We start from the raw sequence: 25,583 nt of genomic DNA, 5'->3' as shown, positions 1-25,583 counted from the left end.
ACCGTCTTACTTACTAACTCAATATTTTAATAAAACCCTATCACTGATTTATCAATTTTTAGAAGAAGAACCCTTTAGCAAGCTGCAAGGTTGTTTGATCTTCCACAGGGCATGAGTAGTCAAGTTAATCTTGTCATTTGCACCCTAACGAATTTACGCTACAGAGTACTAATAAATTTAACAATTTTTATGTAAATTAAATTTGGTCATGGTACTATTTTATAGTCTGACAACTCCAAATAAGTAAAACAAAAAAATAAGGATTCATCAAATGTCACAATCTGAAAACACGAAAAAAAACTATTCTGAACCAGAATTGAAAGCTCACGGTAAAATATCTGGTTTGACACAACAAGTGGGTGGTAGCGGTGGTTTTGATACTACAACCGGCTTCCCTGTAGCCACTACTACTGTACTTCCTCCTGAATAGTTAAGTAGAAAAAACATGAAAAGCTCAACTTCACTCGCTGTCATATAAATGATGGCAGGGTAGAGTTAGCAAATAGGAAGAATTTATTAGGCAATTTTATTGACCTAATAAATCTAGACTAAATACACCTTTATACTTGCCCTCTTATGAGGCTATTGTTTACACACATAAGGATTGATCAAATGTCACAATCTGAAAACACGAAAAAAAACTATTCTGAACCTGAATTGAAAGCTCACGGTAAAATATCTGGTTTGACACAACAAGTGGGTGGTAGCGGTGGTTTTGGTACTACAACCGGATTCCCCGCAGCCACTGTCGCTGCTCCTTAGTAGTATAAAAAATCCCTTAATTACTGAATTGACTCGCTGTCACATCAAGTCTGGGAAGATCGAGTTAACAAGTAGGAAGAATTTATTAAGGAAATAAAATTGCCCAATAAATCTAGCCTAAATACACCTTTCTACTTCCCTTCCTACAAGCCTATTCTGTACACTCATAAGGATTGATCAAATGTCACAATCTGAAAACACGAAAAAAAACTATTCTGAACCTGAATTGAAAGCTCACGGTAAAATATCTGGTTTGACACAACAAGTGGGTGGTAGTGGTGGTTTTGGTACTACAACCGGATTCCCCATAGGTACTACCACTGCGGGTATTCCTGATAATTAAGTAGAAAAAAATACGAAAAGCTCAACTTCACTCGCTGTCATATAAATGATGGCAGGGTAGAGTTAACAAGTAGGAAGGATTTATTAGGTCAATAAAATTGCCTAATAAATCTAGATTAAATACACCTTTCTACTTGCCCTCTTATGAGGCTATTGTTTACATACGTAAGGATTCTTCAAATGTCACAATCTGAAAACAAGAAAAAAAACTATTCTGAACCAGAATTGAAAGCTCACGGTAAAATATCTGGTTTGACACAACAAGTGGGTGGTAGTGGTGGTTTTGGTACTACTACTATTGTTTTTATAACTTCCCCCCCCATTACTGGTCTTCCTTAAGCAAGCAGTATAAAAAACATAATGACAGTAAATTTGAATTTCTGTCATATAAATAATGGGAAGGTAAAGCTAGTTTATTAGGTAGAAAAAAGTGCCTAGAAATCTAGACTAAAAGGGATTTTTTACCTACCTTTTTCCTTAGCATTTTGTGAAAATAAAGTGTGTAAGTTTGTCCTTTCCAAAAGAACCCCAACTTTTTCAAAAAGTCGGGGTTATGAAACTCCTGAGTTTGCAGATAAAAATAAATATAAATGCAAATGTCGATTGAAAATGATGATTATTGCTATCAATTTTATGGACTCAAACTATCTATTAATCGACTGCTCCCAGGGTTAGTTACTGTTAACAGTTCTGCACCGATAGATGTTGCTATTCACCTAGTTGGTGAACAGCAGAGTCAAATGCCGTTACTCGAACAAGCTTTTTGGAATGTGCCGCTTGAGTGGTATCAACAAACAGGCTTCCACCTGTGGACAGCGCATCGGGATGACGGCACTTACTGGAGGATAAGGTCTTTTGATGGGGTTGATTGCTTGGAATTCATTTTGAATCCTGATGGTAGTCAAGTTTGGGGTTTTTGGTCTAGAGATGCACTATTTACGGATGCGGTATCTTTGCTGCTGGGTTGTGTACTCGGTCATCTGTTACGGCTGCGGGGAGTGACTTGTCTTCATGCCAGTGTGGTTGCGGTTGATGGTAGCGCGATCGCCATTTTAGGACAATCAGGCGCAGGTAAATCAACCACAGCAGCAGCGTTGGCTAGCCGTGGATTCTCCGTATTGGCAGATGATATTGCCGCACTTATTCCTGATGAAAGAAGGTTTTGGGTACAATCTGCTTATCCTCGTCTACGCCTGTGGCCTAATTCTGTAAATGCCATTCACGGCTCAATAGAAGAGTTATCACTAGTATCAACTAGTCTAGATAAACGCTTTATAGATTTGCAAATAAAAGATAGAGAACAGTGGCAGTTTCAATCCCAAGCTTTGCCACTACTTGCTGTGTACATATTAGGAAAACGTGACCAAAACCTCACAGCACCTATAATTAATTCTCTTTCTCTACCTGAAGCAATGAAGCATCTAATGTTCAATTCCTATGGGCGTGCTTTCCTCACTTCTCAACAGTGTAGACAGGAGTTTCAAGAATTAGGTCAATTGGCAAAGACTGTTCCTGTGCGGGAGTTATTACTTCCTGATAATTTGGGGAGTTTGGGGCAAATTTATGATGTTATTTTAGAAAACTTACGCCTGATTCATACTTTGGTTTAGCAACACCAGTAATTTGAATATCTGCCTATATTTACTAAGCAAATTTTTAAATATGCAAGTTTTTAAGCCAGCCGTCAGTGTTATTATTCCTACTTACCAGCGTGGCCATCTTGTCAGTCAGGCAATTAACAGCGTTTTGGCACAAACCTACAAAGACTACGAAATTATTGTCATCAACGATGGTTCTCAGGACAATACTCCACAAGTCCTGGCTCAATTTAGCGATCGCCGCATTACCGCTATTCATCAAGCCAATCAAGGATTATCTGCGGCTCGCAATGCTGGAATTCGCTCTGCTAGAGGGAAGTATATCGCCTTTTTAGATGATGATGATCTCTGGGAACCTCAGAAGTTAGAAAAACAGATTTCCGTCTTGGAAGCCAATCCACGCATTGGTTTGATCTATTCAGATTCACTCTTTTTTTCTGATAAACTGGGTTTGTTTCCAGGTTCGTACAATACAGCATTTCCTACCCCTAATCTTCAGGTATTATGGACTCTTTTTAGATACAACTACATTCCAGTCCTAACGGTTGTTGTGCGTCGAGACTGTTTAGATAAAGTGGGTTTGTTTGATGAAACTCTGAGATGTTGTGAAGATTACGATTTATGGCTGCGTGTGATTGAAAAATTTCCGATTTACTTTTTAAATCAACCCTTAGCACGTTATCGGCGATCGCCAAATAATCTTTCTCAAGATAAAGAGCAGATGTTCACTAGCCACCTGTGCGTTAAGGAAAAAGTCATCAATCGCAATCCTGAATTACTAAAATTTCCTATGAATTTTCTCGATCCTTGCTTTTACAATATCTACCTCAGACTTGCCAATTTACATATTCAAAATCATCAAATAGAGCAAGCGCGTAGAGTTTTGCATCGCTATCGAGAAATGCGGGGTGAAACCGCTAGCTATGAGGAGTTGCGATTATCTATATCTACTGAGAAAATTTAAGATCATGCATTTTATTATCACTGGCGGAGCCGGATTTATTGGCTCTCATCTTACAGAACAATTGTTATCAGAAGGGCATCGTGTCACTGTAGTTGATAACCTGACTACTGGACGCTTAGAGAACTTACCCAAACATCCTCGTCTGACGTTTCTCCAAAAAGATATTTTGATATGTCAACCAGAAGATTTTCCAGAGAAAGTCGATGGAATCGCCCATTTAGCAGCTATTTCATCGGTGACAGAATCTTTGTATCGTCCCCTAGAGGCTCATCACAATAATCTTTCGGCAACCCTGGCTGTGATTCAACTTTGCCAAGCTTTAACTATTCCTAAGTTAGTGTTTGCCAGTTCTGCATCTGTATACGGCAATCTCACTCAATTACCAATTTCAGAAGAGCAAAAAACCTCTCCTATGTCACCCTACGGCTTACAAAAACTTGTGAGTGAACAATACGCTAGTATGTTTGCTAAACAACTAGGTTTTTCATTTGTTGGCTTACGAATTTTTAACGTATTTGGGCCTAGACAAGTTCCTAATTCAAGCTACTCTGGCGTAATTTCCCGATTTGTTGATGTTATGCAACGTGGCTTGCCAATTACTATTTATGGCGATGGAAATCAAACCAGAGACTTTATTTATGTTAAAGACGTGGTGAGGGCTTTTTCTCAAGCATTAAAGGTAAATGTTACCTCTGGTTCATCCTTAATTTGTAATTTAGGAACTGGAAAATCTACTTCTTTATTGCAGTTGATTGATATCCTCAAAAATCATTTTCCGCAATGGGAACCAGAGATTCATTTCGCGTCTCCTCGTGCAGGAGATATTCAACATTCACAAGCTGATATTTCCAGGATATCTTCATGTTTAGACTTCCAGCCTCAGTGGTCAGCAGAATCGACTATGGTTTTTTCAGAAGTGTTGAATGTTAAGAGAAGTCCGATGATGAAATTAGGGATATTTATCGATTCCGCTGGGGAGTTGAATTGTTGTGGAAGTTTTTAAAGATGCACTTAAAACTTGACAAGCTAATTACAAAAATTGTGCCTAGCTACTTAACCACCTACTTAAGATGTAATTCTATCAAGTTCATCGAGAATATTGCTATCTATATTCATGTCAAATTTCCGAGCAAAGTGAGCAGATGTTGCAAGCAGATTAGGCAAATCTTCCATTAGCAATATTTTTGGTTGAGGGCCTCTAATCGGCCAATCAATATATCGCCGATAGTCGTTATACAGCTTGAGATGAGATGCATTAGCAAGTATAGTTTGAAAATATGACTCATCTGCAAACTTAAGGTTACTGTAGTGCAAAGTTAAGGCAGTTTTCTTGCTGTGAAAATCGATAATGTACTGAGCAGCTTTGCGATTGGCACAAAACCATTGACTTCCGCTAAAGCAAGCAAGTTTTTTTGAAAAAGGAAGGAAACTTTTTGTTAACAGAGGATGTTCCAAACATATTTCTAAGTTAAGTTGAGCAAAAGATTTTTTTGAATAACAGAAAGAAAACGACTTCGTACAATATCGTTTATAGCAATTTTGTAACCAGAACGTATCCGAGTTTCGATCACCTTTATAAATATCATAAGTGATTTGCTTGTAATCAATATAAGCATCGTATGGACTAGAAACTAAATCATCTAATATTTGCTTTGCAGTTTTAAGGGGATAGTCTGTTCCACTGAGTAATACAAACCAATCCGGTGCATCTAGTGTATCATACATTAGTTTAAGTGCCCGTATTGTAGCTTCTACTAGAGTAAACTCTGCCCACTTTGTTTCTAGATGAGGGCGTACTAGTAAAACATTTTTTGACAGACTATCTACAGATAAATCACATTTGGAAAAATCATGATGGCACACAATTAGAGGATAATTGAACATACTATTTAACTTATTTATTAGCCTGTAAATTTGTAGAGGCTTCGTATGAGTTAATAAAATAAAGCCTATTGATTTATTGGTAACATTATGCATTTTGAGTAAGGATTCAGGTCTAAACTAGAAGAATTAAAGAAGGGGTCTGCACAGCAGGGTTAACCATTGCTTTGATAGCTTGGTCAGCCCCTTCTGGAGCGAGACGCACTCGCGTTCGGGGAAGTCAAAAGTCAAAAGTCAAAAGTCAAAAGTCAAAAGTCAAAAAAGTCAATTACAGAACGTCCTTGACGACGGCAAGTTTGCATAACCGTTAGTAAATTGGCAGTATCTTGAAACCGCTCCATAGAGCGGGAACCACCACTAACTTTTCTTTTTGTGACTGCTAAACGTAACGTTCGTGTATATCAAAGATATTATACAATTTCAATTGGCCTCTCTACTAGGGGTTCAGTTAGGTCGAGCGGAAGAAGGCAAGTGTAAATTGGTAATGCTGTGTCTGTAATTTCCTGTTTTGATTCAAAATTGATAGCTCAAACCAGGGACTCTGGTGCAGTAAACCTTTATACACGCTTACTTGCCAACCACTAGATATCCGTTGCCCATGCCAAGATAGAGCGATCGCAGTTGGTACTTGCCGGAGTAAGTTTGTATATAGGCTTTGTCTCAGAAGTGTTGAATGTTAAGAGAAGTCCGATAAAAATAGCCCGAAATATGTTATATTTTGGGCGAAGGATTAAAATTTATCCAAGAATTGGTACAGGAAAATAAATACTTTGTTCTGCGGATTAAAAACAATTGGAAACTAGAATTTAAAGATTTTACTGGATTAATCAAAGTTGGTGCATCTGATGATGTTCAAGCCTAATGAAGCAGTTATCTAAATTTATCGACCTAGCTTATCATAAAAAACAACTTTTAATTAACACTTTTATTGTATTGACATTAGTTAGATTAGGTTTATGGTTGCTGTCATTTAAAACCTTGCATCAACTTCTATTAAGGCTAAGTAACGCCAAACCTAAATGCCAAGAAAAATACCACATCTCTATTGACAAAATCATCTGGGCTGTTGAAGTGAGCAGTCATTATATGCCTGGTGTCAAGTGTCTGGCGCGTGCCTTGACTTGCCAGTTTTTCATGAGTCGCCACGGTTATACATCTAATCTCTGCATTGGTGTTGCCAAAGGTCAAGAAGGAGAGTTAAAGGCTCATGCGTGGTTAGAAAATCAGGGACAGGTTGTAATTGGCGATGTTGCAGACCTTTCTAATTTTAGCCAACTGGCATCTTTTGGAAAAGAGCATCTTTAAAAAATGAAAGCAGGCAAAACTTTAAGATATAAAATCCAGCAAAGCTTACGCATTCTGCCTGCGTTGCGCTTAGTTTGGAACAGTAGTCCTCGTTTGACTATTGCTTTGGTTGCACTTTTGGTTATTCAAGGTTTATTGCCTCTACTCTCTCTTTACCTCACCAAACTCATCGTAGATACAATAGCTGCCAGTGTTAATGTTGCCGATAAAGGAGCCGCCTTTAATCAAGTATTACTTTTGCTTGGCTTCTTTGTCGCTATCACCCTAGTAACTACCCTGTGTTCTTCTCTGACTGAACTGGTGTATGCCGCCCAGTCTCAGCAACTCACTGACTACATGCAAAACATCCTCCATGCTAAATCAATTGAGGTAGACCTGGAGTATTATGAAAACTCTGAATACTATGATGCCTTGCAGCGAGCGCAAAAAGAAGCTCCTTCTCGACCGGGGCAAATCCTACATCGTTTGGCATGGCTATGTTTGAGTAGTATCTCTTTGGTGGCGATGCTGGGGTTGCTACTGTCATTGCATTGGGGAATAGGAGTTATCTTATTTGTTGCCGCGATTCCGGCTTTGGTAGTGCGGGTGAAATATTCCGGCATCATGTATCATTGGCAGCGTCAAAAGACAGCCCAGGAACGGCAAGCAGGGTACTTGAGTCGGATACTGACTACAGAGCAACACGCTAAAGAAATTCGCTTGTTTGATTTAGGTTCTTTCTTTAGTCAGTGGTATCTACGCTTGCGGCGCCAACTATATCAGGAAAACATAGCCATGACCAAAAGACAGTCTGTGGCTAATCTTGGTGCCCAAGCAACGGCGACAACTTTAGTTTTTGCTGCCTATGGTTTCATTATTTATCAAACCATGCAAGGCACTATCCGCTTTGGTGACTTAGTACTCTATTACCAGGCATTGCAACGAGGACAAAACGACCTGAAAAGTCTCTTGGGTGGTCTGTCTGGTTTATATGAAGACAATCTATTTCTCGCTAACTTATATGAATTTCTAGACCTGAAACCAAAGGTTGTAGAACCGTCAAATCCGAAACCTCTTCCCATACCAATGAAAAAGGGGATTGTGTTTAATCATGTCAGCTTTCAATATGCAACTACGAAGCGTCAGGCACTTCAGGATATTAATCTGACTATCCGCCCAGGAGAAGTGGTGGCGTTAGTAGGAGAAAACGGCTCCGGTAAGACTACTTTAATTAAGCTTTTGTGTCGCTTATACGATCCGACTTTTGGTAGCATTACCATTGATGGCATAGATTTACGCCAATTTGAAATTGCTGGCCTCCGGCGTCAAATTAGTGTGATTTTTCAAGACTATACGAAATATCATCTGACTGCTAAAGAAAATATTTGGTTGGCAAATATCAATCTGCCATTCAACTACGAAAAAATCACAGCCGCTGCCCGTCGTTCCGGTGCTGATGATGTTATCAGAAAGCTACCTCAAGGTTACGATACCATACTGGGTAAATTGTTTGAACAAGGAGAAGAATTGAGCATCGGTCAGTGGCAAAAAATCGCTTTGGCAAGGGCATTTTTGCGAGATTCACAGTTAATTGTGTTGGATGAACCAACTAGCGCTCTAGACCCGAAAGCCGAAGAAGAAGTGTTTCAGAATTTCCGCCAACTGATTAAAAATCAAGCTGCTATCCTCATCAGCCATCGCTTATCAACCGTCAGAATGGCTGACTGTATCTATGTGATGGCAAACGGTTCAATTATTGAAAGCGGCACCCATGAAGAACTGATAAATCTGGGTAGTAGCTATGCAAACTTGTTTGAAACCCAAGCCCAACACTATAAGTAATTTATGATTACCTTAAACAAGCCTATTACTCAATTGCCAACAAAGTTTAAACGTCCAGAAATTGAGCTACTTCTGTGTTGTACCCGAACTCATATAGACCCCGAAACAGCAGAGCGAATTAATACCATACTCCAGCAAGAGATAGACTGGACATATCTCATGGAAATAGCAGCATATCATGGGACGATACCACTCCTGTACCAGAGTCTCAAGACCACTGGGAAAGAAGCTATTCCCAAAACAGTTTTAACTCAGCTTCAGAATCATTATCACACTAATGCTAGCCGCAACTTATTTTTGAGCCACGAATTGCTTAACATCCTTAAGCTTTTTGCAGCTCACGAAATTCAGGCAATTCCTTTTAAAGGTCTTGTTTTAGCTATTTCTATTTATGGCAACTTAGCCATGAGACAATTTAGCGATCTAGATATTCTGGTGAGACAACAGGATATAGTCAAAGCTCAAGAATTATTGATTGCTCAGAAATATCAACTAGAAGCTGACTACTATGGTTGGCAACAAACTTTTGTCCATAGCCAGAAACCAGAAATAGTGGTGGATCTTCACTGTGAATTGACTCCCTTATCTTACTTCCCTTTTAAACTTCCTGATTTTGAAACTTTGTGGCAACGAAGGAGGTCTTTAACACTCAAAGGTGAATCTATCATCGACTTGTCTTCTAATGATTTGTTGATCATTCTCGCTGTACAAGTTGCCAGAGGAGTTAATGAAGGTAGAGAATCTTTGGCTCAGATTTGCGATTTAGCTGAATTATTGCGTATTCAAAAACCATTAGATTGGGAACAATTATTGCAGCAAGTAAACAGTCTAGAACTTGAAAGACCATTCTTTATTAGTCTGTTGATAGTTAACACTCTCCTGAATACCCCTTTACCAGTTGAAGTAAAGCAGGCTATTCAACAACAGATCAAAATTGATCCAACAATTTTAATTTATGCTGTGCGGATGCAGAAACAGCTTTTCACGGAAGTTAAAACTCCACTGTTTATTAAACTTTTTTTTCACCATTTGATGATCAAAGGGCCACTTAGCAGAATGCCAGTTCGTGTTTATCTAGTGTGGCAATTTTTGAGTTTTACAACCAGGTTGGTAATCACTAATGCTAATCAAGAAGACCGAGAAGTTTTCCCATTGCCATCTGGTCTTTATTTCCTATACTACTTAATCCGACCAATACGATTGGTAAGCAGATACATAACTAATAGTACATATAGGTAAACTACCAGGGCAAACGCATCTAAATATTGAAATACGAGAATCATAGAAGCGATCGCTCCTACCGCTGTATAAAAAAAAGCAGCGATGCCTGCGGCTGTAAACTACGCATCCTGGAATGCTTGTAAAGCATCCGCCCAGATCATATATAATTCTCTATCTGTATAAAAATATGTATAAACTTTTATCTTATCAATAAACAAATTGATTCGAGATATTTCTAATGATAGATATATTTTATGGACATATGGTTTAGATTTGTAACAGGTTACACAGAACTAGGTAAAACACATGGCCAACATAATTGACACTGCCACTGATAATGGTTCTTTCAAGACACTAGTTGCAGCAATCGAAGCGGCTGGTCTGGCAGATACACTAAAAGGTGATGGCCCATTCACCGTCTTTGCACCCACTGATGCAGCGTTTAATAAGCTTCCAGCAGGCACAGTAGACGCGTTACTCAAAGATATTCCAAAGCTCAAGAAAATCTTGACCTATCATGTTGTCTCAGGTAAAGTACTAGCTGCTGATGTGGCGAAACTAAAGACAGCTAAAACAGTTGAAGGTTCAGATGTAAAAATTGATGCTTCCAATGGCGTCAAGATAAATGATGCAAAAGTTGCAACCGCAGATGTTGCTGCTGATAACGGCGTTATCCATGTCATTGATACAGTTTTGATTCCTGCATAAGCAAACGTCAAACAATTTTAGATTTTGGATTTTAGATTTTAGATTTACTGCATCCACCCTTGGGTTGCAGCTGGGGATTTTAGATTTATTCCGCCCACAAGGGGCTTACTCGAACCGAAAGAATAATCCAAAATCCAAAATTTAAAATCTAAAATTCGGAGGGTCGAAATAGCAAATGCTATTTTTGGGGCGGTGACTATCTATAAGTTCCTTCTCCATTACTGTTTGAACGTTTTTTAGTAAACGCCAGCTACGAATAAATCCATCTAGATAGTGCCTAGATGGATTTATTGTTTGAACTAGGGGAATCAAATTTTCAGTTTTGCCAAACCCAAGTAACGTATACCTTCGGGGGAAATGTCAAAACGGCAAGGTAACACTTCTAAACCAAGAGCGATCGCCTGCCGTAATAATTTACCATATACTGGGTCAGTGCGATCGCCAGGGGAAAATTCTGTACAATCACTGCGATTGATAAAATAAAGCATCACCGCACGCGTTAAAGGCAACAGCGCCATTAATTCTCGCAAGTGCTTTTGTCCTCTGGTAGTTTCGGTGTCCGGAAATAAAGCTAATCTCCCGTCAGAAAAAGTTGTATTTTTCACTTCTAAATAAATTGGGCGTTCCTCGCCACTTCCTGTCAAGAAAAAATCCACTCGACTTTTATTATCTAGTCCATAAACCACTTCACCCTTAATTTGGCTATATTCGCCCAATTCCGGAAAAAGATATTTCGCCAAAGCTAACTTTACCACCCGATTGGGCAAAACAGTATTCACACCTACCCAAGTTGGCTCGTTGTCATGTACCTGAATTAGTTCTAAGGTATAAGCCAACTTGCGGTTTGGATTATCACTTTTAGAAAGCTGTACCGCACTTAGGGGAGTCGATACTCCAGTCATCGGCCCTGTATTCGGACAGTGTGCTGTCACTATCTCGCCAGAAGTAAGTTGAACGTCTACAAAAAACCGCTTGTAACGTTTTAGCAGAATACCCGGATACAAAGGCGGGTAGCGATAAAGCCAATCAATCATCATCAAACCTTCTATAATTTTGGATTTTGGATTTTAGATTTTAGATTATTTCAGTTCATAACAACTGTTGGCGAATCAGATATTATACCCCACACTCCACAATTTTTCCCTATTCAAACAGATGTAGAGACGTTGCATTGCAACGTCTCTACACCCGATGATGAAATTTGGCTTTATATATCATGGATTGTCAATTTTTGTAGTCAAATTGACAACATATTAATAAAAAGTAGCATATACTAAGTGTCATAACCCTCCCATAAAGAAAAATCCGGGAGAAATTCAACGTGCAAGGAGGTAAATCCTATGCAAAAAGTGTGGACAGCAACGGAATTAGAATACGCTTTTCTGTTTACTTTAAGAAAAGTTAATTCAATTAATGTAGAAGGTTTCAAGCCATTTTTTAGTAATATGCCTATTGATCCTTACATCAAAGGCAACTATCGTTCGAGAAGATTATCTCGGTTTATAGTTTCTGAGGATCAGTTAATTAAATTACCTCATGGCTACCTTTTCCAAAGTAAAGAGTATAATCCATTATTAGGCGACATCAAAAGAGAGTTTGCAGAATTAGATGATGCTCTCATAGAGCTTGATATTTTTAGAAATCTTGTCTTAGCATTTACTGATTCTTGTAAACTTCATCCGGAAGCAGAAATCGGAGTTCATCAAATCAGAACTATTTGTTCGCCAGATAATTTAGGTAATCCTGCACCTGAAGGTATCCATCAAGATGGTACTGATTTTATTGGGATTTTCTCAGTAGATAGAGATAATATTCAAGGTGGAGAAACACACTTATATGCTGCCAAAAAAGAAAAGCCTGTATTTAGTAAAATTCTAAATTCTGGAGAACTTTTATTAGTCAACGATCATGATTTTTTCCACTTCACCACTCCCATCAAACCAGAGATTGCTGCTCAAGGAAGTAGGGATGTGTTTGTGTTAACTTCTCCTAGCTTGCTTACTGAATAATTTTAGTATTTCAGATAAATGAAGTACACAGGTAGGGGCACAACATGTTGTGCCCCTACGATTATTTGTACCTCACTGAATTCTTGTTCAAAAAGAACATCTTAATTTTGCTTCTGCTAAGTTAGTGTAAATAGAACTAATCGGAGTATTTTTTATGAAACTGCCAGAGAGTCCACAAAGTCCAAAATTTATACAGTTGCTTCAGTGGATTTTTAATCCTTTGAAACTGATGGAAACATCTGCAAAGGCGCATGGCGAATGTTTTTCGCTACAGCTAACTGGTAACAGCCCAATGGTATTGTTTAGTAATCCCCAAGCAATTGGGCAGATTTTTACAGCTCCACTTGAGCAATTAGACGCTAAAGGTTCAGCGCAACTTTTAAAATCTTTGTTGGGTGAAAACTCGTTAATCTTGCTATCTGGTGCATCTCACCAACGACAGCGGCGATTATTGACGCCGCCTTTTCATGGCGATCGCATGAAAGCTTACGGTCAAATTATTGCTGATATCACTCATGAAGTCATCAGTAGTTGGAAAATTGGCGAACCTTTTTCTATCCGTGACTCCATGCAAGAAATCTCGCTCAAAGTCATACTCCAAGCTGTATTTGGTCTAAATAAAGGAGAACGTTTCACAAAATTGTCAGGACTGTTGCGTTCCGTTCTGGAGTTATCTGGTTCCCCCTTGCGTGCTTCCGTCACATTTATTCGCGCACTGCAAGTAGATTGGGGTAACTGGAGTCCTTGGGGAAAATTTTTGCTTCAAATGCGGCAAATTGACGAACTCCTTTACAGCGAGATTCAAGAACGCAGAGATAACCCAGATGCTTCTCGCAGTGATATTCTCTCGTTGATGATGTCGGCGCGTGACGTGAATGGTGAACCCATGACTGATGTTGAGTTGCGCGATGAGTTAATGACTTTGTTAGTCGCCGGTCATGAAACCACCGCTTCAGCCTTGACATGGGCAATTTATTGGATTCATCATTTGCCAGAAGTACGAGAAAAGCTGCTAACCGAGTTAGATAATGTTAACGAAAATCCTGATTGGAATGAAGTTTCTCGCTTACCTTATCTAACTGCGGTATGCCAAGAGACACTCCGTATTTACCCAATCATCATGCTTACTATCCCTCGCATAGTCAAGACACCAATAGAAATTATGGGCTATGAACTTCAACCAGGGACATTGCTCACAGGTTCTATATATTTAATGCATCACCGCGAAGATTTATACCCAGAACCAAAGCAGTTTAAGCCAGAAAGATTTTTAGAACGCCAGTATTCTCAGTACGAATATTTACCCTTTGGCGGCGGTAATCGTACCTGTATTGGCATGGCGTTTGCGATGTTTGAAATGAAGTTGGTATTGGCAACTGTGTTATCACAAATGAATTTAGCATTAGTTGACAATTATCCAGTTAAACCGATGCGTCGTGGCATAACTTTAGGCCCTTCTGGCGGTAAGTGGTTAATTGCAACCGAACAGCGGCAAAAGGTGAAAACTGCTGTGGGTGTGTAAATACCAATTCGTAATTCGTAATTCGTAATTCGTAATTAAGAAATTCGGATTTTATCTAAAAGCGTAGTTTACCGCCGTAGGCATCGCCTAAAATAATTTAAACGAGTGCGATCAAGTACACAATCTAGGTCTAGTAGCTAGACCTAGAGCATATTTTCACACTGAATTCATAATACCCAATTGTCAAAGTTAGTATTGTTTGAGTAGTAGATTAAAGCTTTGGAAACAAACTGGATCAAGCTTTTTATAGTGTGTATTAATTACGAATTACGAATTACGAATTACGAATTAGTATAATTCATAATTCTAAATTTGCGCCCAGAATACAAAAATCATAGTGCTGTAGCAAATCTTCTGGGTCATCATAAATTGCCAGGGCTTGGGACAGTTGCTCATCGTTAAAGCCACCGCAGCGCAAAGCAATCACACCTACCCCTGCTTTGCCGGCAGACTCAATATCGTAGGGAGAATCTCCTAGCATCACTACTTTATCAGGTATCATTTTTCCTTTCTTTAAGGCGGCTTCTACAATGTCAGGAGCAGGTTTAGATGCTTCGGCATCATCGGATGTAGTGACTTCCGAGAGCAAATCATCTACTTGGGCAATTTTGAGCATGATCTCAAGTTCTTCAGAACTCGCTGAACTTGCAACAACCAGATGCAATCCTGATTTTTGCATCTTTAATATTAACTCCCTGCTTCCATTGGCAGCAGTAATTTGCGGTATATATTTATCAAATAATAGTTCTTTGCGTAGTTTAGCGATCGCTTTACCAGTTCCTTCCTCACTATTTAATTCTGGCGCTACTTTGGGAATCAGTTGGTCTCCACCCATGCCCATGAGTGGTCTGACTGTTTCAAATGGCACTTCCAAGTCATAAGCTGCAAATGCCTCTACCCAGGAATTTGCATGAACATCATTACTTAAAACCAGCGTGCCATCAATATCTAAAATTACCCCTTCTAATGCCATGAAAAACCTCGCCTGACGTTTTACTTCATAGCTGATGATGGCATGATAAATATTTTACTTCATCGTCCCAACAGAAGAGAAAGGGGTTATGTAGCGGTTCTCACTTCGTTGCAATACAGTCCCCTAAAGAGCATTTGCTGGGAGCAAACGCTCCCCTCCTCGCTTGCGGCTACGGTGTACACACAAGTTTGAAGCGCTTAAAAACCTGAATTTTACCCCACCCTAACCCTCCCCTTATAAAGGGGAGGGAACTAGATTTTCCAGTTTCCCCCCTTTATAAGGCAGGGCTGATTCATTCCCCAAAGAGCTTTAAAAATCAAGGGTTCTAGCGATTAAAAATTAGTTATTTTGTTACTGGCGTGCCGATGAAACCAACTATTTTACTGATATTTCAGTGCTTAAATGTTCATCTCTTCGTCACGCTTACTTACAATTTTCTTGCTAACCATCTTGACAAATCCTGTTTGAAATGGAATGAAACAGCCCTGCCTTTATAAGGGGGGATTAAGGGGGGTAATTCGAGTTGTGTATTACAGGTAGCCGTCTGTTTATTTCCGCCGTGCTGTACTAGTAGGGAATATTATGTTCCCGGACGAGAGCGAATATCATCCGGTATATGATGGCGATCGCCTAATATTTCTAACAAAGGACCATTAACATCAAATTTAACCATACTTACCGACGCGACCAAAATATTCACCCGATAGCGATAGCGTCCTAAATCAATTCCCAGTAAACTGCAAAGCATAATCCGAATCGTGGCTTTATGGGAAACTACTAAAACATTACCTTGGGGATGTTTTTCTTGAATTTCAGCAATTACAGGCATAGAACGGTTAGCAATATCTACCGCAGTTTCTCCACCTAGTGGCGCATTCCAAGCGGGTTCTGTCAACCATTTTAAATAGTTTTGGGCGTAATTCTCTTGGACAAACGATTTACTATACGTTTCCCATTCGCCGTAGCTACCTTCTCTAAGTCCGTCACGCAACTGCATATTTATGCCAATACGATCGCAAAATGGCTTGGCAGTTGCAATTGTGCGCTTCATCGGGCTAACATAAACACCCTCCCACTTCAATTTTTGATAAACATCGGCAAAACTCCCTGCCATCTGCATCCCTTCTCTTGTCAACTCCGCATCAGTTTTACCGCAGAAATTACCACTTTGACTAAAAGTAGTTTCTCCATGTCGCAGTAAATATAAATTGAGTGTCATAGCTTGTATCGGAATTGGGATAAAAGAGTTTGTCCAAAAATAAAATATCATCAATCTCGCAATCGAGTATGTGACACCAGAACAAAGTAATCAACCAAAAAAGTCAATTCCCCCACAAACTTTTGAAATCGAAGACAAAAGTAGCGGTTTGGGTTAGTATATCGTTTTGTAAGATTAAAGCTGGGCGTGTTTTTTTAATCTCTGTACTAATAGTTAGAGCGAAATTGACTAACTATACTTCACTACGTTTGGGATAATTTACTTTTCGTTTCTGTGCCACAATTCTTCTTCCAAGTCAAACCATTCTTGTACTAAACCCAAATCACGTTCTGCGCGTTGAATGGCTGCGTTTTTTAACTGTTCTCTAAGATTGCTAAGCTTTTTTGAGCAATATAATATTGCACAGCTTCGTTGATGAATCGACTGCGATCACCTTTTTCAATGACTCGATGGATTAGTTCAATTGTCTCATCTGGCAAGGTGATATTAATCCGGCGATGTATAATTTTTCGCTCTGTTTTGCACGGCAATTTTATTGTACACATCTCATCTATAGTGTGTACAATTGTGCAAAAAAAGCGTAGTTTACCCCCGTAGGCATCGGCTAAGATAATTCTAGAAAGTGCGATCGCTTGGCTTTTACTTGATATCGTCGCAGAGATGGCGATCGCTCTGACTCAAATTCGGGTTATTCTGCAAATAATCATGCAGCCAATTGCAACCCCGCAATAGCAATTGGTCTAAACTCTGCACAGGCCACAACCGCGCTGTCTTGTCAGCTGATGCCGTGGCGATGGTTTTGCCGTCCGGGCTGAAACTCACACTTAAGACAAAGCCTTGATGTCCTTTGAATTCTTGCAGCAGTTGCCCGCTGAGCGTCCACAACCGCGCTGTGTTGTCAAGTGATGCCGTGGCAATGGTCTTGCCGTCCGGGCTGAAACTCACACCCCAGACTCTGCCTTGATGCCCTTTGAATTCTTGCAGCAGTTGCCCATTGAGCATCCACAACCGCGCTGTGCTGTCAGATGATGTCGTGGCGATGGTTTTACCGTCCGGGCTGAAACTCACACTGTTGACACTGCCTTGATGCCCTTTGAATTCTTGTAGCAGTTGCCCGTTGAGCGTCCACAACCGCGCTGTGTTGTCAGATGATGCCGTGGCGATGGTTTTGCCGTCCGGGCTGAAACTCAAACTGTTGAGAATGCCTTGATGCCCTTTGAATTCTTGTAGCAGTTGCCCGTTGAGCGTCCACAACCGCGCTGTCTTGTCCTCTGATGCCGTGGCGATGGTTTTGCCGTCCGGGCTGAAACTCACACCATAGACTCTCTCTTGATGCCCTTTAAATTCTTGCAGCAGTTGCCCATTGAGCGTCCACAACCGCGCTGTCTTGTCAAGTGATGCCGTGGCGATGGTTTTACCGTCCGGGCTGAAACTCACATCCCAGATATAGGCTTGATGCCCTTTGAATTCTTGCAGCAGTTGCCCTTGCAGGTTCCACAACCGCGCTGTGTTGTCAAGTGATGCCGTGGCGATGGTTTTGCCGTCCGGGCTGAAACTCACACTATAGACTTCGGCTTGATGCCCTTGGAATTCTTGCAGCAGTTGCCCGTTGAGCATCCACAACCGCGCTGTGTTGTCAAGTGATGCCGTGGCGATGGTTTTGCCGTCCGGGCTGAAACTCACACTATTGACTCTGTGTCGATGCCCTTTGAGTTCTTGCAGCAGTTGCCCTTGCAGGTTCCACAACCGCGCTGTGTTGTCAAGTGATGCCGTGGCGATGGTTTTGCCGTCCGGGCTAAAACTCACACTATAGATATAGTCTTGATGCCCTTTGAATTCTTGCAGCAATTGCCCTTGCAGGTTCCACAGCCCCGCTGTCTTGTCAAGTGATGCCGTGGCGATGGTTTTGCCCTCCGGGCTGAAACTCACATTATTGACTTCGTCTTGATGCCCTTTGAATTCTTGCAGCAGTTGCCCTTGCAGGTTCCACAACCGCGCTGTCTTGTCAGAAGATGCCGTGGCGATGGTTTTGCCGTCCGGGCTGAAACTCATACTATAGACATAGCCTTGATGCCCTTTGAATTCTTGCAGCAATTGCCCTTGCAGGTTCCACAACCGTGCTGTCTTGTCAAGTGATGCCGTGGCGATGGTTTTGCCGTCCGGGCTGAAACTCACATTATTGACTTCGTCTTGATGCCCTTTGAATTCTTGCAGCAGTTGCCCTTGCAGGTTCCACAACCGCGCTGTCTTGTCAGAAGATGCTGTGGCGATGGTTTTGCCGTCCGGGCTGAAACTCACACTACCGACACCGCCTTGATGCCCTTTGAATTCTTGCAGCAGTTGCCCTTGCAGGTTCCACAACCGCGCTGTCTTGTCAAGTGATGCCGTAGCGATGGTTTTGCCGTTCGGGCTGAAACTCACACTATAGACATAGCCTTGATGCCCTTGGAACTGGTTACGTTCTTTAATTTTATTGAGAATACTATCCAAAGCAAAAATAGGGCTGATAGCTGGATATTTTTCTAAAGGACGACCATCTTTGACCAAAGTTTTTAACTCTTTAGCACTCTGCACTGCTGACACTAGCAATTCTAACCCGGCATACTCAGACTGCCTTAAAGCATTAACTCCAGCCCGTTCTAATTCAGTTGCCTTTTGTGCTTCTTTACGTGCTGCTTCTGCTGCTTCTGTTGCTCTCTGTGCTTCTGTAAGTTTTGCTTCGGCTTGTTCGAGAGTGGTTTGGACTTGTTGTAATTTTACCTCAACAGTTTTTATTTCTTCCCTTACCGTTTTAATTCTTTCCTCTGCTTGCAAGCGTTGTTCTCGCTCTCTATTTAGTTCTGCTAATATTCCATTGTCCTGTTGTTGGCGAATAAACGACACGAGATAATCATGCACCAATTGATAACGGTCAGCAGGTGATTCTGGTAATAGCAACACTAACCTTGATGCCACAAAAATTTCTAACACTAAATCTAATTTTTCAACTTCTGCGACCAAATCTGCTACTAACTCAGCACGAGTTTTTAAAGGACGAGTACCATTTTCATCTGTGAGTAAATATAAAACCAGTCGGGCAACCTGTTCATTCTCCGTGCCACAATCATGAATAACTTCTTCTAGAAATCGCTCAACCAGTTTTTCTTTAGTGCCAAACTGACGATACTTTTCTAAAGTTGTAATTTTCTCAGTTTGTAATTGCGTCCCCACAATTTGTAACTCAATTGGGCGTACCTCACCCAAATCACCTGCTAAATCCTGCACTAATTCATCAATCAAATCAGTTTCCAGACAAAAGTGAGAGCGTTCTGTCAAACTCTGCACAACTGCCTTGGCATCGGCTGGTGAAAAGTTACCTAAATAATAGCGAATATTTTTATCAAGAATATTATTATTAATTACACTCAAATCAAACAAACGGTCTAACTCTAATAAATAATGTAAATAATCTTCTCGTAATGATAAAACAATCTTGAGAAAAGGAATATCTAAGCAGACTCGCAAAAACTCATAAAATACTCGCCTTTGACTTTGGTCTACATAAACAAAGAAAAACTCCTCAAACTGGTCAAACATTAAAACCGTCAACAAATTTCTGTCGGCATTTTTCCGTAATTGTTCTAAAATAGCTGCTGAAGAATCAAGATTAACAGATAATTTATTACCTCTAACTTCCTCAAAAACTCTAGCCAAACTCTGCCCCAACATTCCCACCCAATCTGTATAAACTCGCAGCAAAATAGGTAAAGCATCTCGTTCACCAATTGCTTGCTGTTGCAATGCTGGGATTAATCCACCCTGTAAAATTGAACTTTTACCCACTCCTGACTGACCATGAATTACAGTCAATTTATGCTCAGTCCCGCTAATTCTTTGTCGCAAACGCTTAACATCTTGTCCCCGTCCAGAAGCAGCAATTTCTTGAGCAATGGTTTCTGGGTTTTCAACTTGCAACTGTGCAGAACTAATTGCCTGTCGCTGGGGATTTAGATAAGATGCACCAACAAAGGCGCGGAAACCATACTGTTGTTCTATTTGTAGTTGATCTTGCTTAATATTAAAAGCAGCTAGATATTCACCTTGCTCAAAGTATAGTAAGCGTAACCTCTCTAATATAGATATATATAATTGTGGGTTGTATTGATGATTACTTTCATTTTTCGCAGCTTCTAAATTAGTAATTGCTGCTGTAACTTCACCTAAACCCTGTTGTGATTTTGCTAAAATAAACCGATATAAAGCAAATTCATGTGATTGTAAATTAGGTATCTCAGCTAATATTTGTAATGCTTGCCTTGCGAGTTGATTAGCTTCATCCCACCGTGACTGTTCTAAGGCTATCTCTGCCACAAAACCATAATCTTGAGCCAATTGCAACAACGTGCCATAATTTTGATGTAGCGGCAGAGATTTGTCCACAAGGCTTTGTAACTCTGACCATGCTTGTAAATATCGCAGCACTTCACCCAGTTTAGTAATATGTTTCGCAACTAAATCCCAACGTTGTGCTTGCTCAAAAACATTAATAGCTTGCTGTAGATAACCTTTTGACTCTTGCCAATAACGTTGATTTTCTGCATGATTTTTTTCAGCTTGGCGATTATAAGCTAAAGCAATATTAACGAGTAAAATACCTTGTCGTTCTAAATAATTACTTTGCTGCCAAAAACTTAAACTTATTTGATAATGTGCTAAGGCAGAACCTACGCGGTCATGTAAATAATCATTCAAACCAAGCACAAATTCTAAACTTGCTTGTAGTACTGGTTCTAATACTTCTTCACGGCTTTGCAAATCTTGAAGAGCGGTTTCTAGTTCCTGGCATATTTGAGGATTAGGTGTTACATCATCAGCAAAGATTTCATCAGTTTTTTGCTGGAGAAAGTTGACTAACTCATCCGTAGGGTTTTCAAATTCAATGATAGTTGCCCAATTCTCTAAATCAGTTGCTAAACGAATAAATTTTTGCATAACTGAATCATTAACCCACAACAATATCGGAAATTCAAAGTTTTTTCTAAATTCCTCCCGTACTTGGTTAGCCGAAGTTAAAACTGCATCAATATTTTTAACTGACTCCAAACCAAAAACCATCAATGCAGGTGGCTGTTCATCTCCCAGTTGTTCACGAATATTTGTGTAAAGCGTTTTAACTGATGCAGGTAAAGTAATTTCGCGTATTCTCACAGGAGAGATTTGGTGCAGTTGTTCCACCATGCGCTGACGTAAATCAGCATAGTTACAACGCAATAAAATCAGCGCAAATTCTCCCTGAGAAAGGGTAATTGTTCGCACGAGAGTTTGTAATGAACGCTCATTGTTAGGCGCTAAATTTTCTGGATCTTGCTGATTGCTCATGCTGACACCGCTAACGTTATGCCATTTTACAAAATACCTGATACGGTAGGGGCGTACATCTGTACGCCCCTACTGCTGATTCATAATCTAAATTCCTTAGCTTCTGCCAAAATCGGATTGATATCAAACCATGAACCATCTTCATCACGGTATTCAAATACAAACATACTGCGAAGCAAAAGTTCGTATCTTTCATGACCTCTGAAGCTTTTCTCTTGCGCTACTTCACGCAATAGTTCCCATTCATCAGCGGTAATTGCTAAAGTTAACTCGTTACGGCGTTGTTTAATCACTCTATTGACGCACTCTTGCGATAGGGGTGGGTCTTCTTGTTGAAGACAGCGAAATAATAACATCAGCAAATTTCGTAAATGACCGCCGCTAACTAAGCACAGCCTTTCTAAAGTATTAGGACTATCAAAAACTTCGGTAATTAAATACTGGCTTTGTTCCCAACTGACACCAGGAAAAGCCCTTGCCATAACCATTTTTTCCAGTAGCGTAATTCCTTGTGAAAATTGCGAACCATCCTGTAGTCGCACAGGAACCATCGGCAAAACCTTGGGATCTACTCCAAAGCGATTTGTTAACCTGCCTAAAGCATTGGAAAAAATTAAGACTAGGGGAATAGTGTAAACAACGTGACAATTTAGTTGATTTAACTGTTCACCGCGTTCTACAAATAGATATTCTGGTTGATAATAACCCGAAGGCTTCAAAGAATTATCAACTCGGTCGAGATTATCAACAATTACCACTAGTCCTTTTTTACCTTGCTGTTTGAGTTTTTCTCTCGCAGGCTTGAGCAATTCTTTATTAATTGATTCTAAAATGCCATTGGTGCGCGGTTCTAAATATTGTCGCAACTGGCCGCGAAGTTTGGGACTATCTTTAGTTTTGGCTGTGATTTTGCCAATACCCACAGACAATTCGGCCTCAACGCCAATGTCTAAGGGTGTTTGCAAAAAGTCAGAAATTTCATGAAACAGATTTTTAAAGTATCCTGGTTTTAGGTTAATTTTTATTGCTTCCAGACTTTGACTCACTTCACGAGCTACTGCCAGTAAAATATCTGTAACATCAATATCAGCCATATCCAGGCTTTGGCTAGACTCGAAATAAACTACATGAAATCCCTGCTGTTCTAACTCTGCTTTCAACCGCAGTAATTCAGTAGACTTGCCACAACCGATATGTCCGGTAAATAATTGACAGGTAGGTTCTTCCGGTGAAAGGCGGGTGATAGTCCGCCCAAGTTCCTCAATAATCCTGGCACCACGCACTTTAGAAAAATCGATATAATACTGCCTATCTTCCGGTTTGCTGACAACCAGAGTCTTGGCAGGGTTGCAAGCCTGAAAAAACTTGACTAAATCTAGTTTCATCACAAATTACCCGTCTTGCCCATTCCAGTGATTATACAGAGGACAAAGCCGCGATTTCGGATAATTGGCCTCACAATTCCCAATACTCTTCGGTTACAGCAATTTTCAGGTAAATAGACCATGTTGTAGGGTAGCACAGCTGTGCTACCCTACCGAGGATTGTGGTTCAAATAGATGAAAAACGCTGTAAGGTATGAGACGCGATAAATCGCCGTCTCTACAAAAGATTGCAAAAGCCTATTCTAATTCTGAATTCTGACTTCTGAATTCTGAATTCTACTGTAAAACCACAGCTTCTTTTAATACTCTTTCTTTAATGCATTCATGTAGAGTTTCGGGTTCAGCCACATCTACCTTGCGTCCTAGCAATTCTGCCAATGATTGCATTAAAGCAATTTGGTCTAATAAAGTCCGTTGTGGTTCAAGTTCTACTAGAAAATCGACATCACTATCTGGTTTTGCTTCGCCCCTAGCAACCGATCCAAACACTCGCACATTATACGCTCCATGCTTGGCAGCAATTGTCAGAATTTCTTCACGATAAGCCTTCAGTATTTCATCAATTCCCATAACCTATCACCTAAAATAAATAACTCTAAATGTTGTAATTTTATATAGCTTAATTAACTAATCATCTTCTCTAAAGCAGTTTGCAAATCTTTAGTTAATTGGCTCGCAGCCTGCCTAGTGGCGTGGCGTAGTTTACCGCCGTAGGCATCGCCTTGACATTTTTCCCAACGTTCACTAACCGAAATTGGCTCTCCCACGGTGATTTTTGCCCGTCGCAAACCTAACCTTGGTCGCCCCGGAAGTGTGGTATCTTTAATTCGAGAAAGCATATCAAAAATCAACAAACTTGTTTCCGCAAACTTTTCTGCTGTTGGTTTTTCTTGAATATAATTTGCGGTGACTGCAACAAAACTTTCCACTATCCGCATGTGCCGCATTCGCAAGTCTGCTTCTTGGGCAATCCAATCTGCTAAACCGCGTTTCAGGGGTGGTAAATTATTAATATCTGGCAAATCTTCGCGGTAAATATAATTCCAACCAGCTTCTTCTAAACGGCGACAACGGTCAATGAAATTTCCCTGTGGTTGAACTCCAAAATATTGCTCGGTAACTGCTAAAGACTTATCTAGTAGGCGATGGAGTCGAGCAATTAACACTTCATTAGGACTAGCAGATTCATCAATTGAGATGGTTTTGGGGGTATCTTGATGATAGAAACGACGATAAAATTCTTCCATTTCTGTAATTAAATATTCACCAAGACGATAGATGCGTTGATAGTAAATTTCTTCGCCATCGCCTTCAGTAGTTTCCATCACAGATAAGCCACTATCAGCTTCCAATTTAGTTAATAGCCAATCTAATTTTGACCAAGGTGGGTTGTCATAGGAATATTGAATGGCGATCGGCACAATTAAAACTGTCTCAGAACGGTTGGCTTTTTGCAAATCTTCGACACACCAAAACCCCATTTGGGAAACACCAGGTTCCAGTGGACTAACAATGCCACTATGACCGTTAGTACCGCCTTCGGGTGCCACTGCGATCGGTAGTTCGCCATTAGCAAACAACTCCCGCGCTGTTTGAATAGCTTGGCGATCTAGTCGTCTACCGCGATGAACCGGCACACCCCCCACCCTTGAAAATAACCAACCCAGCCAGTCTCCAGCCCAAACCGTCATACCGCGATCGTAAAGAAAATAGCTGTGAGCAGGATATTGCAACTTGATATTTTTCTGACGTGCAACCTGTGGCACAATGCGGGAAAGCAAATACAGCATACACAACGGATCTTCGACCTCTGGATGGCGGAATGCCAACAAAAAGCGAATTTTTCCAGCCTGGAATTGTTGATAAAGTTCAGCCAATACCTCAACATTCTCAGCTTCAATTCCGACGATACCAGCTGGTAACCAAGGTCGAGTCCGGAATCGTAGCACTATTGGCAGTAACCACCGAACAATCTGGAGTACCGATGGATTAAACCGTTGGGGAATAAATTTTAGTGGTGGTTGAGTAGATTGAATTGATCTAGGCAAGTCGCTTTCCAGATTGTATTTTTAGCGATTGTACAATATCTAAGCTAACAGCGATTTTATAGCAGTCCATCTCTGTTATAAAAATTACTACAGCAGATTGCAAGTTGGTGAGGTACAGATAATCGTAGGGAACATGGCTGTGCCCCTACTCAGCACTGGCAGCAAGTTCTCGCTAATTTTTGGTGGTTCGATTGGCTCAAGCAGATTTTGTGACGGTTGAGGGTGAGGCTCGAAGTGCAACAACGCCAAATCTTACTTAAGGAGAATGAATTAACGAACAGGTATGTCCGAAGCTAGAGATGGCAGACGTGAAAATTTTATGTGTCAATTAGGCGAGTAAAAACCTGATTCTGGCAACGATAAAGTTTGCCGAGGAAATAAGACCCTAAATCAAATTGAGTCAAAAGCACATTGGCTGGGGATAGTCTTTCTTGCTTTGTAACTAACTGTTTTCAATTGTTCCCAGA

General features: G+C 40.4%; 22 protein-coding genes and 2 pseudogenes. 15 read left to right on the top strand and 9 right to left on the bottom strand.

Annotation, left to right across the window (positions count from 1 at the left end):
• Positions 1-271: 271 nt before the first annotated feature.
• From IQ276_RS17905 to IQ276_RS17870, 8 genes and pseudogenes are all read left to right on the top strand, one after another.
• Entirely contained in the window at positions 272-430 is a 159-nt protein-coding gene (locus IQ276_RS17905; RefSeq protein WP_193913952.1) for a hypothetical protein, read from the top strand.
• 182 nt (positions 431-612) lie between these two features.
• Positions 613-762 carry a hypothetical protein gene (locus IQ276_RS17900; protein WP_235115754.1) on the top strand — a complete coding sequence of 50 codons (150 nt, stop codon included), beginning with the start codon at positions 613-615 and terminating at the stop codon, positions 760-762.
• 181 nt (positions 763-943) lie between these two features.
• On the top strand, positions 944-1,105 hold the full coding sequence (locus IQ276_RS17895) for a hypothetical protein (RefSeq protein WP_193913954.1): 162 nt from the start codon (positions 944-946) through the stop codon (positions 1,103-1,105).
• Between the two features lie 179 nt (positions 1,106-1,284).
• Positions 1,285-1,443 carry a hypothetical protein gene (locus tag IQ276_RS17890; RefSeq protein ID WP_193913956.1) on the top strand — a complete coding sequence of 53 codons (159 nt, stop codon included), beginning with the start codon at positions 1,285-1,287 and terminating at the stop codon, positions 1,441-1,443.
• 257 nt (positions 1,444-1,700) lie between these two features.
• Positions 1,701-2,714: an HPr kinase/phosphorylase gene (locus IQ276_RS17885; protein WP_193913958.1), complete on the top strand. Its 1,014-nt coding sequence runs from the start codon at positions 1,701-1,703 to the stop codon at positions 2,712-2,714.
• A gap of 52 nt (positions 2,715-2,766) precedes the next feature.
• On the top strand, positions 2,767-3,666 hold the full coding sequence (locus tag IQ276_RS17880) for a glycosyltransferase family 2 protein (protein ID WP_193913960.1): 900 nt from the start codon (positions 2,767-2,769) through the stop codon (positions 3,664-3,666).
• A pseudogene (locus IQ276_RS17875) lies at positions 3,626-4,552 on the top strand (NAD-dependent epimerase/dehydratase family protein); the annotation flags it as partial. The gene IQ276_RS17880 and the pseudogene IQ276_RS17875, both read left to right, overlap by 41 nt.
• Positions 4,553-4,602: 50 nt before the next feature.
• A pseudogene (locus tag IQ276_RS17870) lies at positions 4,603-4,704 on the top strand (IS4 family transposase); the annotation flags it as partial.
• A 27-nt stretch (positions 4,705-4,731) separates the two neighbouring features.
• Here the strand turns inward: IQ276_RS17870 and IQ276_RS17865 are convergent.
• Positions 4,732-5,643: a beta-1,6-N-acetylglucosaminyltransferase gene (locus tag IQ276_RS17865; protein ID WP_373690548.1), complete on the bottom strand. Its 912-nt coding sequence runs from the start codon at positions 5,641-5,643 to the stop codon at positions 4,732-4,734.
• Between the two features lie 622 nt (positions 5,644-6,265).
• On the opposite strand from IQ276_RS17865, the gene IQ276_RS17860 reads away from it, so the two are divergent.
• From IQ276_RS17860 to IQ276_RS17840, 5 genes are all read left to right on the top strand, one after another.
• Positions 6,266-6,409: a hypothetical protein gene (locus tag IQ276_RS17860; protein ID WP_444880231.1), complete on the top strand. Its 144-nt coding sequence runs from the start codon at positions 6,266-6,268 to the stop codon at positions 6,407-6,409.
• Complete coding sequence (locus IQ276_RS17855) at positions 6,409-6,852, top strand: lasso peptide biosynthesis B2 protein (RefSeq protein WP_193913964.1); 444 nt, start codon at positions 6,409-6,411, stop codon at positions 6,850-6,852. The genes IQ276_RS17860 and IQ276_RS17855 overlap by 1 nt, the downstream gene beginning before the upstream one ends.
• A gap of 3 nt (positions 6,853-6,855) precedes the next feature.
• The gene (locus IQ276_RS17850) at positions 6,856-8,673 is read left to right on the top strand and encodes an ABC transporter ATP-binding protein (protein WP_193913965.1); all 1,818 of its coding nucleotides are present in this window, start codon (positions 6,856-6,858) and stop codon (positions 8,671-8,673) included.
• Between the two features lie 3 nt (positions 8,674-8,676).
• Complete coding sequence (locus IQ276_RS17845) at positions 8,677-9,912, top strand: nucleotidyltransferase domain-containing protein (RefSeq protein WP_193913966.1); 1,236 nt, start codon at positions 8,677-8,679, stop codon at positions 9,910-9,912.
• A 288-nt stretch (positions 9,913-10,200) separates the two neighbouring features.
• Complete coding sequence (locus IQ276_RS17840; RefSeq protein ID WP_193913967.1) at positions 10,201-10,602, top strand: fasciclin domain-containing protein; 402 nt, start codon at positions 10,201-10,203, stop codon at positions 10,600-10,602.
• Between the two features lie 308 nt (positions 10,603-10,910).
• On the opposite strand, the gene sfsA is transcribed toward IQ276_RS17840, so the two are convergent.
• Complete coding sequence (gene sfsA, locus IQ276_RS17835; RefSeq protein ID WP_193913971.1) at positions 10,911-11,636, bottom strand: DNA/RNA nuclease SfsA; 726 nt, start codon at positions 11,634-11,636, stop codon at positions 10,911-10,913.
• A 306-nt stretch (positions 11,637-11,942) separates the two neighbouring features.
• Between sfsA and IQ276_RS17830 the strand changes: the two genes are divergently transcribed.
• Positions 11,943-12,611, top strand: a complete 669-nt coding sequence (locus IQ276_RS17830) for a 2OG-Fe dioxygenase family protein (protein WP_193913968.1) — start codon at positions 11,943-11,945, stop codon at positions 12,609-12,611.
• 154 nt (positions 12,612-12,765) lie between these two features.
• Positions 12,766-14,133 (top strand): cytochrome P450, encoded by a 1,368-nt coding sequence (locus tag IQ276_RS17825; protein ID WP_193913969.1) that lies wholly within the window; start codon positions 12,766-12,768, stop codon positions 14,131-14,133.
• A 298-nt stretch (positions 14,134-14,431) separates the two neighbouring features.
• Here IQ276_RS17825 and IQ276_RS17820 read toward each other — a convergent pair whose 3' ends face one another.
• The 7 genes from IQ276_RS17820 to IQ276_RS17790 form a co-directional block, all read right to left on the bottom strand.
• Entirely contained in the window at positions 14,432-15,106 is a 675-nt protein-coding gene (locus IQ276_RS17820; RefSeq protein ID WP_235115753.1) for an HAD family hydrolase, read from the bottom strand.
• Between the two features lie 580 nt (positions 15,107-15,686).
• Entirely contained in the window at positions 15,687-16,325 is a 639-nt protein-coding gene (locus IQ276_RS17815) for a histidine phosphatase family protein (RefSeq protein ID WP_193918034.1), read from the bottom strand.
• Between the two features lie 353 nt (positions 16,326-16,678).
• Positions 16,679-16,855, bottom strand: coding sequence for a ribbon-helix-helix domain-containing protein (locus IQ276_RS17810; RefSeq protein WP_228043135.1), 177 nt, complete (start codon positions 16,853-16,855; stop codon positions 16,679-16,681).
• Positions 16,856-16,964: 109 nt separating this feature from the next.
• The gene (locus IQ276_RS17805) at positions 16,965-21,683 is read right to left on the bottom strand and encodes a WD40 repeat domain-containing protein (protein ID WP_235115752.1); all 4,719 of its coding nucleotides are present in this window, start codon (positions 21,681-21,683) and stop codon (positions 16,965-16,967) included.
• 80 nt (positions 21,684-21,763) lie between these two features.
• Positions 21,764-23,068 (bottom strand): P-loop NTPase fold protein, encoded by a 1,305-nt coding sequence (locus IQ276_RS17800; protein WP_193918031.1) that lies wholly within the window; start codon positions 23,066-23,068, stop codon positions 21,764-21,766.
• 276 nt (positions 23,069-23,344) lie between these two features.
• The gene (locus tag IQ276_RS17795; protein WP_193918029.1) at positions 23,345-23,638 is read right to left on the bottom strand and encodes a nucleotidyltransferase family protein; all 294 of its coding nucleotides are present in this window, start codon (positions 23,636-23,638) and stop codon (positions 23,345-23,347) included.
• Between the two features lie 53 nt (positions 23,639-23,691).
• Positions 23,692-25,116 (bottom strand): lysophospholipid acyltransferase family protein, encoded by a 1,425-nt coding sequence (locus IQ276_RS17790; RefSeq protein WP_193918027.1) that lies wholly within the window; start codon positions 25,114-25,116, stop codon positions 23,692-23,694.
• Between the last annotated feature and the right edge of the window lie 467 nt (positions 25,117-25,583).

This window comes from Desmonostoc muscorum LEGE 12446 (assembly GCF_015207005.2).
Taxonomy (GTDB): Bacteria; Cyanobacteriota; Cyanobacteriia; order Cyanobacteriales; family Nostocaceae; genus Nostoc; species Nostoc muscorum.
This window is presented reverse-complemented; position numbering and strand designations above follow the sequence as displayed.